Origin of the sequence: Streptomyces sp. NPDC005181, from assembly GCF_040608395.1 — a bacterium.
In the GTDB taxonomy this organism is placed as follows: Bacteria; Actinomycetota; Actinomycetes; order Streptomycetales; family Streptomycetaceae; genus Streptomyces.
The window spans coordinates 1-10,434 of record NZ_JBEXID010000144.1 but is presented as its reverse complement, the minus strand read 5'-3'; the positions used below and the strand labels follow the sequence as shown (position 1 = coordinate 10,434).

The 10,434-nt window shown below is 65.0% G+C and carries 9 protein-coding genes and 1 pseudogene; 3 read left to right on the top strand and 7 right to left on the bottom strand.

The genetic code is table 11. The features are described from left to right. The 4 genes from ABZV38_RS37710 to ABZV38_RS37695 form a co-directional block, all read right to left on the bottom strand. Positions 1-1,348 (bottom strand): CocE/NonD family hydrolase (locus ABZV38_RS37710; protein ID WP_356333135.1); only part of this gene is annotated, 1,348 nt, incomplete at its 3' end. A 150-nt stretch (positions 1,349-1,498) separates the two neighbouring features. Next, on the bottom strand, positions 1,499-1,801 hold the full coding sequence (locus ABZV38_RS37705) for an antibiotic biosynthesis monooxygenase family protein (RefSeq protein WP_356333134.1): 303 nt from the start codon (positions 1,799-1,801) through the stop codon (positions 1,499-1,501). Between the two features lie 111 nt (positions 1,802-1,912). Beyond that, a complete protein-coding gene (locus ABZV38_RS37700; protein WP_356333132.1) occupies positions 1,913-2,404 on the bottom strand; it encodes a nuclear transport factor 2 family protein in 492 nt (163 codons plus the stop codon). A gap of 100 nt (positions 2,405-2,504) precedes the next feature. Beyond that, positions 2,505-3,449, bottom strand: a complete 945-nt coding sequence (locus ABZV38_RS37695; RefSeq protein WP_356333130.1) for a D-2-hydroxyacid dehydrogenase family protein — start codon at positions 3,447-3,449, stop codon at positions 2,505-2,507. A 470-nt stretch (positions 3,450-3,919) separates the two neighbouring features. Here ABZV38_RS37695 and ABZV38_RS37690 point away from each other — a divergent pair, with 470 nt between their 5' ends. The 3 genes and pseudogenes from ABZV38_RS37690 to ABZV38_RS37680 form a co-directional block, all read left to right on the top strand. Continuing rightward, a complete protein-coding gene (locus ABZV38_RS37690) occupies positions 3,920-5,290 on the top strand; it encodes a homogentisate 1,2-dioxygenase (protein ID WP_356333137.1) in 1,371 nt (456 codons plus the stop codon). A 126-nt stretch (positions 5,291-5,416) separates the two neighbouring features. Continuing rightward, positions 5,417-6,046: a helix-turn-helix domain-containing protein gene (locus ABZV38_RS37685; protein ID WP_356333128.1), complete on the top strand. Its 630-nt coding sequence runs from the start codon at positions 5,417-5,419 to the stop codon at positions 6,044-6,046. Between the two features lie 368 nt (positions 6,047-6,414). After that, positions 6,415-6,581, top strand: a pseudogene (locus tag ABZV38_RS37680) (IS21 family transposase); the annotation flags it as partial. A 460-nt stretch (positions 6,582-7,041) separates the two neighbouring features. Here the strand turns inward: ABZV38_RS37680 and ABZV38_RS37675 are convergent. The 3 genes from ABZV38_RS37675 to ABZV38_RS37665 form a co-directional block, all read right to left on the bottom strand. Continuing rightward, positions 7,042-7,434 carry a transposase gene (locus ABZV38_RS37675; RefSeq protein WP_356333126.1) on the bottom strand — a complete coding sequence of 131 codons (393 nt, stop codon included), beginning with the start codon at positions 7,432-7,434 and terminating at the stop codon, positions 7,042-7,044. Between the two features lie 304 nt (positions 7,435-7,738). After that, entirely contained in the window at positions 7,739-8,191 is a 453-nt protein-coding gene (locus ABZV38_RS37670) for a MarR family winged helix-turn-helix transcriptional regulator (protein ID WP_356333124.1), read from the bottom strand. A 327-nt stretch (positions 8,192-8,518) separates the two neighbouring features. After that, the gene (locus tag ABZV38_RS37665) at positions 8,519-9,718 is read right to left on the bottom strand and encodes a transposase (RefSeq protein ID WP_356333122.1); all 1,200 of its coding nucleotides are present in this window, start codon (positions 9,716-9,718) and stop codon (positions 8,519-8,521) included. Positions 9,719-10,434: the final 716 nt, after the last annotated feature.

Here is a 10,434-nt window from a genome sequence, read left to right as displayed (position 1 = left end):
GCATGATCATGCGGACCGGCGACGGCTCCCGGGCCGGCTCCTCTCCCTTGAGGAACCGGTCGAAGAACGCTTCCAGTTCGGGCCGGCAGTCCTCATACATGTATGAGCTGTAAGCGGCGTCCAGGACCAGCAGTTGTTTGAAGGGCGACGACAGCTGTGAGAACGCTTCGAAACCGGCGCGCGAGTGAATCATCAAGGTCTGGCTCACCGCCGTGAGGACGGGGATGTCGATGCCGGCGAAATCAGCCGACAGGAGTCCCTCTCCCGCGTAGTAATCGTCGTCCCACGGATGGCTGGCCAACTCATCAATAAAGTCTACGGCGTCAGCATTCCGGCCTCTTGCCTTGCCCACCATCCCCTCCCACCACCAGCGGCGGTAGTTCTTGAGGAAGATACCGCCCGGATACGCCAGGTCGCGATAGGCGTCCGAGTCCGATGAAAGGGGAGCAATCGCTTTGAGAGCGGGCGGCTGCAGAGCAGCGACGTTCCACTGGATCGTTGCGTTGTACGAGCCGCCGTAGAGTCCGACGCTGCCGTTGCTCCAGGACTGTTCGGCAGCCCATTGGATGGCGTCGTAGTAGTCGAGTGCTTCCTGCTTCGAGAACGGATTCAGCGTTCCCGGCGTGTTGCCCACTCCGCGGCCGTCCACTCGGACGACGACATACCCACGCGGTACCCACGTGCTGGCGTTTGCGCTGACCGCGTTTTCCGAGTACCGGAAATACGAGGAGATGCCGTCGGTGCTCTTCTCGAACCAGGCGGCTTCCTTCTCCTCACTCGCAGCGTGGTCTGCCTCACTGAAGACCGACCCCGTCTCGAACGCTCTACCGTAGATCCCCAGCCGCATGAGGACCGGGTAGGAACCGGCCTCCAGGGGGCGGAAGACGTCTGCCAGGAGATAGCTCCCGTCGCGGGTGGGGATCTTGACATCCCGGAAGAGCTTGATGCCCGCAAGAGCACGCCGCAGGTGGTTGCGTGCCTCAGCAGATCCTCGGAAACGGAGCCCGAGCTCGCTGAATACCGCGCGGACGGCGTCCGACGTCGCGAAGGACTCCGCGTCGCGCTCGAACGAAATGTCTTCGGCATGGAGGCTGACCACGTCGCGGACGGTCTTGTCGATCGTCACGCCGCTGTGTAGGTCTGCCTCCCGCCCCAGGCTCTGCACGAAGCGCGCACGATTGACTGTTCCCGGGAGCGTGGGATCCGGATCCCCCGCCGCGGCGCTGTCACGCAGACTCGCCAGCGTCAGATGCGCAGCCGCAGCCGCGGTGCCGATGACCAGGTTGTTGATGAAGAAGGTCACCGTCTCGCCGGCCTGATAGAAGAACCTCCCCGCCTCGTCGGTCACGCCCTCATGGGTAGACGTCCGATAGCCCAGGCCCACGAAGGGCCCGTCACGGAAGTCACCGGTCAGCGACCCATCAGAAGGTGTTGACTGCGATGCACTCATTATTTCTCTCCGCGCATTACTTGGCTGATCGGGTGGGACGGCGGCTGTTCAGAGACCATCGATCACGGTGATCGCATGGAATACGGTGGGCGGTGCGGTGAAGAAGGGCGCCACCGCGGTGGAGAACTTGGTGAACCCCTCGGTCTTCACAAACACATCGGTGTGGTACTCCATCGACTGCCACAGGACAAGGAGCAGGAACACGCCTTCCCGGTCAACGGCGCGGAGCAGTTTTAGGTCCAAACAACCGTCGGCCTCTTCGAGGATCGGCAACTGCGATCGGAAAACGGACTCGAAGTCGTCTTCACTGCCCTGCGCGACCGAAAGCTGGACAACTTCCCAGACAGCCATGTTTCTCCGCCCTGTGTTCAGTCTTCTTCGCGGGCCGCAGGCGGCCCGCGAAGACTATTCGCCTTGTCATGCCATGGAGTTGACACATTCTGCTGGGATCCGCCGCGAGAATTACTTCTTCGGCGGCAGCGTCATCGGGAGATTATGCTTCACCTGATGGAGCGTGAACACCCAGCCGTCCTCGGTCCTGAGCAGGTGGGAGTCATAGCGGCCGATCATGGTGAGTGCCAGCCCCCCGTGCACCATGTTGAATCCGAAGGGCCAGCCGTTGTCGGGTTCCGGCCGGGCGTCGGCATTGGACTCCACTACCACAAACTGGGCGCGCATTCGCGCCGTGTCCCCGGTGATTTCCACGATGTGATCGGTGGTCAGGTAATGCATGCCGCGCCCGGCAGGCAGGGAGCTGTTCTGCATCATGGCGCGGATAGTGGCGCGGCCGATCACGTCCGCGCCGTGTGCGATGTACTCATCTCGGCCATGCCGGCTGAATATCTGGAATTCCCCATCCGGGGCGAACAGTTCCGCGAGGGCTTCTCCGTCACGTTCTTCGAGTGCCTGCCCATACCGTGCAAGAAGTTCGGTGATTTCATGCCTGTCACTCATGGAGAGACCCTTCTGTGGTCGAGCTTGGTGGCGTTGCTGTCGTCTGAAAGGGAGGGGATCGCCGTGTTGTCTGACCGGGGCGGATGGAACCCCGGACGTGTCACTCAAGGACGCGGATCGGCGTGCCGGCGGCAAACGCGGCGATGTCCTCGACGGCCTCTTTGTAGAAGGTCTCGTAGTTGCCTTCCGTCACGTAGCCGATGTGCGGGGTGACGACGGCGTTGTCCAGGCTTCGCAGTACGTGGTGTGCCGGCAGGGGCTCGATGTCGAACACGTCGAGCGCTGCACCGCCGATCCGTCGCGCCTGCAAGGCGCCGACCAGTGCGTCTTCGTCCACGATGGGGCCTCGCGAGGTGTTGACCAGTAGAGCCGTCGGCTTCATGGAGGAAATTTCGGTCGCTCCGACGAGGCCGCGGGTGCGGTCGCTGAGAATCATGTGGATCGACAGCACATCGGAGCTGGTGAACAGCTCCTGCTTGGACACGGCGGTCACACCGTGTTCCGCGGCCTTCTCGGCTGTGAGGTTCTGGCTCCAGGCGACTGTCTTCATGCCGAACGCCTGGCCCACCCGGGCCACCCTGGATCCGATCCTGCCGAGTCCCAGCAAACCGAGCGTCTTGCCCTCCAGGTCGGAGCCGACGCTCAGCTGCCACCCGCCTTCGTGTACCAGCCGCGTTTCGCCGGGAATGTTCTTGGCCGCAGCGAGGATCAGAGCCCAGGTGAGCTCCGGCGCGGCCGAGAAGCGGGGGTAGTCCGTACCGCACACCACGATGCCCTGTGCGTGGGCGGCCGGGATGTCGATGGCGGCGTTGCCCATCCCGGTGGTGACGAGCAGCTTCAGCTGACTGAGTCGACGCAGTACATCGGCCGGGAACGCTGTGCGCTCTCGCATCGCCACCACCACATCGAAATCGGCTAGCTGCGCTACAACTTTGTCCGCGCCAGGAAGAGGCCCGTGGAATACCTCAACGTGAGCTTTCAGGGAATCCCAGTCGGCAAACTTCCTTGCCACGTGCTGGTAATCGTCAAGCACCGCGATGCGCATGTTATTCATTCCGTCCAATGCCTCCGTCGAATGTCAGGATCCTGAAGCAGTCAGCGGGAGAAAACCTTTTCCCTGCCAGGCCTGTCGCCTCGTGCGTGCGATTAATTCAGGACAATTCCATGCCCTAGGGGTGGAGAGCCACTCGAGGCGGCGCATGGCCAGTCGAACGCCCGCCCCGTGTGTCGATCCCGCAAAGCGGGGTCGGCGTCGACTGCCCCTGGCAGTCCCCTGTTTCGGACGGCCAAGTGATCTCCTCCGATGACCAGGCAAAGCCCGGGCCCGCATTGCTGATAGAGGTCTATCACTTGTGCTTCGACGAGGCAAGTGATAGACCAGTATCAGTTAGCTGCCGGGCCATCCGACGGGGCGGCGAGACGGCAACGTTGATCTACGACTGCGCGTGCCACGAACATCACAACGCCCGCACGGCTGGACGTATCGGGCAAAGTTCAACGCGGAAGGATCTGGAAATGACGATCACCCCTGAGGGGATCAAGGCAGAGGCTCAGGTGCGGGAACGGGCCCGCAAGAGGGCGGCATCGCTGAGCTACTCCACTGGTTTCGGCAACGAGCACAGCAGTGAGGCCCTGGCGGGGACGCTGCCGGAGGGACGCAACAACCCTCAGCGCCCTGCACACGGCCTGTACACGGAGCTGCTGTCCGGCACGGCGTTCACCGAACTCCGGCCGATCACTCGCCGGACCTGGCTCTACCGCATCCGTCCGTCGATCGTGCACCCGCCTTTCAACCGCATCGATCATCCGACCCTGCTCACGCCGCCGTTCACGGAGGTTCCCGTAGAGCCGAGGCTGCTGTTCTGGGCGCCGAGGCCGGCGCCTGCGGCAGGAACCGATTTCGTCTCGGGCCTGTGGACCGTGGGCGGCAACGGTGATCCCACCCTGCGTAGCGGCATGGCGATCCACCTCTACACGGCCGACACGTCCATGACCGATCGCGTGTTCAGCAATGCTGACGGCGAATTGCTGATCATGCCCGAGCTGGGCGGTCTGCTAATCCACACCGAACTCGGTCTGCTGAGCGTGGAGCCCGGCTCGGTCGCCCTGATACCCCGTGGCATCAAGTTCCGCGTCGAGATCCTGGGCGCCGCCGGCCAGGAAGACGCCCCGGCGTTCGTCCGCGGGTACGTGTGCGAGAACTTCGGCACGCCGTTCGCCCTCCCGGAACTCGGCCTCATCGGCGCCACGGGACTGGCGAACGCCCGCGATTTCCGCGCCCCCGTTGCCGCCTACGACGATGAAGAGCGGCCGTTCGAGGTGATCCACAAGGTCGCCGGAAATCTCTGGAGCGCCACCTACGACCACTCTCCGCTGGACGTCGTGGCGTGGCACGGGAACAGCGTCCCCTACGTCTACAAGCTCCGTGACTTCCAGGCCCTGGGCACGGTCAGCTTCGACCACCCGGATCCTTCGATGCTGACGGCGCTCACTTCGGTGACCAGCACACCGGGCCTGCCCAACATCGACTTCCTCATCGTGCCTTCCGTATGGTCGGTTGCAGAGAACACCTTCCGGCCCCCGTGGTACCACCGCAACGTGAGCACTGAGTGGGTCGGCGTGATCGAGGAGGCGCCGAATCCGGGCGGCTACCTGCAGGGCATAAGCACGCTGACCAACATGATGACCTCGCACGGGATGGGAGAACCCGTCTGGGAGGCTGCCACTCAGGCCGACCTCGTGCCGGAGAAGTCCGAGGGGATGATGGTCATGGTGGAGACGCAGTGGCCGATTGTGGTCACGGCGCAGGCAGCTCAGGCGGTCGGCTCCCCCGACGGTGAGGTGCTGCGCAGCGAGGCAAACCTCCCGAGCAATTTCCGTTACTGACACCCTGAGCCAGCACGGTGCCTCAAGCGGCGGCCCGGCGCACAGTTCCTCCCTCCCATTCCCGGACAGGGGAACGGCGGCGTCGAGGCCGCGGCTTCGGTGTGGCACTCTGCTAATCTGTCAGTCATGTCTGGGCTAAGTGATTCGTCAAATATCCCTGGGGTAAAGCAGCCGACGCTGCGCCGTGACGCATCCCGGAACGCTCGGCGCATTCTTGATGCCGGTCGCGCGGTACTTAGAGAGAACCCGCACGCTTCCGCAGACGATATCGCCAGAACAGCAGGTCTCGGAATCGCCACTCTTTATCGTCGATTCCCGACTCGGGACGACCTGGTGCGAGGCGTTATCTGGGATATTTTCGCGACGGATGTCGCACCGGCTCTGACAAGGGCAGAGAGCGAACCAGACCCGCGCACAGGGCTACGCATTGCTTTTGAGGCGGCTATGAGGACCTCCGCTCACGAGCGGATTGCTTTTCCAGTAGGGATGACACTGGAAATAGCACAGTCGTTTCTCGGCCCGGTAAGCCGATTGGTCCAGCGCGGCCAGGAGCAGAGTTCCCTGCGACCCGACCTTGACCCAGAGAAAGATACGTTGCGCCTCCTTCTGATGCTCCTGAGCGTACTTCCCACGTTCAGCCAGCAAAGCGAAGGATGGAACCGCTACCTAGAACTCGTGATGGAGGCACTGACCCTCACCCCCAGGGAGCCCCTTCCACCGGCTGAAGCCATTGTCGATCCATTCCAGCGTGCATGAGAAGGTGTGTCATTGAGCGGGGGCTCGCGCGACAGCCATCTTTCTGCTTGTCCGGCCCGGCCGATAATGAACCACCATCGAGCCCAGAGACGGCGTGCACGGGCTCCCGCTGGCTTCGGCCCCAAGGTGTTCGCCGTGTCTGGCAGGGCTGCTTCCCCTCAGGCGCTGTCGTCACCTGACGGCGGTCATGACAAGTTCCCCCAGGGGCGGGTTATCGCCCTACTGACGGCCTCGGGATTCCTCATGTGCGGCCAGATATCTCCCCGCTCGCTTTGGACGCAACCCGCTCGGCGAGGCTCGGGCGGGTGAAGAACAGCAGGCCCGCGCCGCGGTCGAGCTGGCCGGCTGCGACCATCACACGGTGGCCGTACGAACTCGGCGACGGACCGACCATCCAGCGCCGCAAGACTATTCTGTGGTGCGCCTGGCTGGCCTGGTCCCGCTTCCGCGTCGTGATGCCGATCTGGACAAGACACTTCGGACGATCACCTCGCGTCTGGACGTGACGTTCCGCCGCATTGCCGGGGTGCCGGCCTAACTGATGGTTTCAGAATGAGGTTCGGAGTCGTCTCAAGCAGATGATGCTGCACGCGAGTTGGAGTAGACCCAGGTGAAGGTCGGCGCGTATCTCGTAGCGGATTCTGAGTCGCTTGGGGGAGACGATCGCCCGGGACGAGGGCGGCAGCCCGCCGTCAGCGGCGGTGCGCCAGCGCAGGCGGCCTGCCGCGTCGCGGTAGTAGTTCTGCACCACGATCTGCCGCAGAGCCTGGCCCCGGGGCCCGAATGCGCGGTCTGCCCCGTGCCGGTAGAGATGCTCCAGCAGCCGGCAGGCGTCCTCGCCGGTGGTGTTGATCCTGGTCTTGGGCCGGGTGGGGTTCTTGCCCAGGCGGACCGGACGGCCGGAGTGGCGTCCCCACTCCTCGCCGGCCAGGCCGGTCAGCAGGTGCGGGGCGGTGCCCGCGATTTCTCCAGCGCGGCGCGCACCGCCTCGGTGATCAACTCCAGCGGGTCAGGTCGCGCACCGCGGCCAGAACATCGGTGGAATCGGTGCGCTGCGTGCCGCGTTCGCGTATCAGCCCGGCGTCTTTCAGGCGGGCCAGTGCGAGGTCGAGCAGGCGGTCGGCACGGTCGTCCTGGGCGAGGCGGTCACGGAAGTCGGCCAGCACACTGTGATGGAAGCCGGGATCGTCCAGCTCCATGGCCAGGGCATATTTGAAGTCGATCCGGCAGCGGACCGCCTCCGCGGCCTGCCGGTCCGACAGATCCAGCAGGAACTGCAGGACACACACGGTGGCGAGCTGCGCGGGCGAAACACCGGGCCTGCCATCACGCGGATACCACATGGTGAAGTCCTCGTCGTGCCACAAGCCGTCCAGCCGGTCTCTCACCCACATCGCCGTAGTCCCGCCCGGGTTGCTCGCCCGCGCAACCCGCGCGGTCAGGGACGGGATCTGCTCACCGGAACGGGGTCGGACGGACAACGGTCACCTCAACTACTGTGTCGGCCTTCGAGGTTGCCCCAAGCACGCCCGTCGATCATGCTGCCGTACCGGGAAACACCAAGATCCCCGACAGAGTCAAGCCAGAGCGGTCTTCCGCTTCTCGGGTTGTCCTCGAGCAGGACGGCGCGTGGTTCTTCGCCGAGCGCAGTGATTGTCGACTGGACCGAGACGCGGTCGTCAACTGCCTGATTCAGTCGAGTTTTTTCACCACGGCTTCGAACTGCCTGACCAGAGCGGGCAGGGACCGTCCGTCGAGTTGGTCGACGACCCGCTTGCGGGCACTTGCGAGATGAACGGGGTAAGCAGCCCGGAGACGTTTGAGCCCCTCCGGGGTCAGCGAGGCCACATGGCCCCGGCCGTCGCCTTCATGGCGCCGCTTGACCACCTGCCCCCGAGCTTGAAGCGTCTCCACGATCCGGGTGATCCGACTCGCCGACAGGGCGCAGGCCGCGGCGAGGTCCGTCATCCGCCGCTCCTGGTTCTCAGCCTCGGAGAGGTTCACGAGGACGATGTAATCGGTCAGCGACAGGCCCGTGGTCCGCAGCAGGTCTTCGTCCAGCGAGCGCGGGAGCGCGATTAGGACGCGCATCAGGGCGCGCCAGAAACGTTCTTCGTCGACATTCAGCGGATCAGCATCACTCACGCTTGTAATTTACTTGCCCAGTCAAGCGAGTTCAAGAGTGATCAGATGTCAGGTTCCCGTCCTGTGGCGCCGTACAGAGCCGACTGCGACGCACGCAGCCTGGAACTGATGCCCCGGGCCTTCGCCGGACACCGCGAAGGCCTCACCTGGGACGACGTCCTCGACAACATCCCGCTCCGCTGGCTGACGAACACGGCGATTTCTGCATCCGGTGTCTACTGGGAGAGCAAGCTCTCCCCCTTCGCTGTGAAGGTGCGACCGTTGCCGTCAGCGTCTTCCCCGGCGAGCTCTATCTTGACTCTGGCGGGGATCTTGCAGTCGTCGAGGTCAGCCGCTGACGGCCCGCCGAGACTTCAGTCGAGGGATCCCGTGCTGGTCCAGGAAGTCCTGGAAGGCGGTCGGCGGCCGGGGCGGGGGTGCTTCGCCGGTCGGCGGCAGGCCGCTGAGGCGTTCGATGTTCACGGCGATGGCCGTGAAGACGTGCTGCAGGTGGGCCTTGGGCTGTCCCCGGTAGCGGCAGCGGCGCATGCCGTGTCCGTGAGCGAACTCGTTGACGGTGCCCACCACTCCGGAGCGGACCGCATACCGGGCCTGCCAGTCGGGCGTCTGCTGCTCGGCGCGGACGCGGATTTGCAGGTCGCGGAGTTCTCGTGGGGGAAAGCCCACGTTCCGGGCGCTTTCGCGGGAGGTGCACTGGGGGCGGACCGGGCAGGGCTGGCACTGGCCCTTGGTGAACCGTGCCACGATCAGCGGCGCCGCGGTGGGCGAGGAGGTCGGGTAAGGGCCGTGCCAGCCTCTGCTGACCTGGCCCTGGGGGCAGGTCACCTGGCGGCGGTCGAAGTCGATGTGGAAGTCGTCCCGGCCGAAGCCCTCGTTCTGGCGGTGTTGGCGGGTGGGGTTGCCCGGCAGCGGCCCGGTGACCGTGACCTGGTGCTTGCGGGCGGCCTGTTCCAGGTGGACCAGGGAGGTGTAGCCGCCGTCGACCAGGTGCTCGGCGGGCAGCAGGCCACGGCGCTTGAGGCGCGTGTGGATGCCGGGCAGGGCCTGGGCGTCGTATGTAGTGGCCGGGGTGGTGGCCACGTCCGTGATCACGTTCGCGCCGCCGGGGGTGCAGGTCTTGGTGAGATGGGCGACGAACCCCTTCCACCGGGTGGTCTGCCCGCGGCGGGCATAGCGGGCCTCGGTGTCGTAGGGGGAGACGATCGCCCGGGACGAGGGCGGCAGCCCGCCGTCAGCGGCGGTGCGCCAGCGCAGGCGGCCTGCCGCGTCGCGGTAGTAGTTCTGCACCACGATCTGCCCCAGAGCCTGGCCCCGGGGCCCGAATGCGCGGTCTGCCCCGTGCCGGTAGAGATGCTCCAGCAGCCGGCAGGCGTCCTCGCCGGTGGTGTTGATCCTGGTCTTGGGCCGGGTGGGGTTCTTGCCCAGGCGGACCGGACGGCCGGAGCGGCGTCCCCACTCCTCGCCGGCCAGGCCGGTCAGCAGGTGCGGGGCGGTGCCTCGTCCCGCCCGGGTTGCTCGCCCGCGCAACCCGCGCGGTCAGGGACGGGATCTGCTCACCGGAACGGGGACGGACGGACAACGGTCACCTCAACTACTGTGTCGGCCTTCGAAGTTGCCCCAAGCATGCCCGTCGATCATGTGCCGTACCGGGAAACACCAAGATCCCCGACAGAGTCAAGCTATGGGCAGTCCCTGATTCGGGTCGATCGCGCTCGTCACGCGGCCCGCCGTGCCGTGTGTCGAGGTCCTGAGCGCAGTGCACCCCGGGCACGGTCTGGCGGGGTGTCACCTCATGCCGCACGAGCTTGTCCGACCAGCATGAAGTCGTCGGAGTGGTGTCCTCTGTGATCGGTTCGGTCAGTTGCTGTCCCTGAGCGGTCCATGCGGTCGGTGCTTCCTCGTGCCGTGAGAAAGTCTCGACTGCTGCGAGCCCAACGGCGATGTGGTGCTGCCATCCGGAGCCCGCGCGTTCGTCCCGGGTGTGCGGTTGGGCGGGTTCGTGGCTGTGGCTGTGGAGGATTTCCGCCGGCTGAATCAGGGGGCTGGGAGCGGTTTTGCGGTGACGGCCGCGCCCCGCAGAGGTTTCGCTTCGAAGACGTCTCTGCGGTATTTGGTAACGAACACCAAGTGAGCGTGAAGGTTGTAGGCGACGTGACGCCCGGTGCGGACATCGGGGTTTGGTTCCCAGCGTGGTGACATACACCGATGCTAGTGTGATCCAGAGCACTTGATTGAAAGGGGTG

Coding starts and splice junctions, on each gene's coding strand:
- ABZV38_RS37685 (WP_356333128.1), top strand. CDS start 5,417: ATGTCTGGGCTAAGTGATTCGTCAAATATCCCTGGGGTAAAGCAGCCG.
- ABZV38_RS37695 (WP_356333130.1), bottom strand. CDS start 3,449: ATGCGCATCGCGGTGCTTGACGATTACCAGCACGTGGCAAGGAAGTTT.
- ABZV38_RS37690 (WP_356333137.1), top strand. CDS start 3,920: ATGACGATCACCCCTGAGGGGATCAAGGCAGAGGCTCAGGTGCGGGAA.
- ABZV38_RS37700 (WP_356333132.1), bottom strand. CDS start 2,404: ATGAGTGACAGGCATGAAATCACCGAACTTCTTGCACGGTATGGGCAG.
- ABZV38_RS37705 (WP_356333134.1), bottom strand. CDS start 1,801: ATGGCTGTCTGGGAAGTTGTCCAGCTTTCGGTCGCGCAGGGCAGTGAA.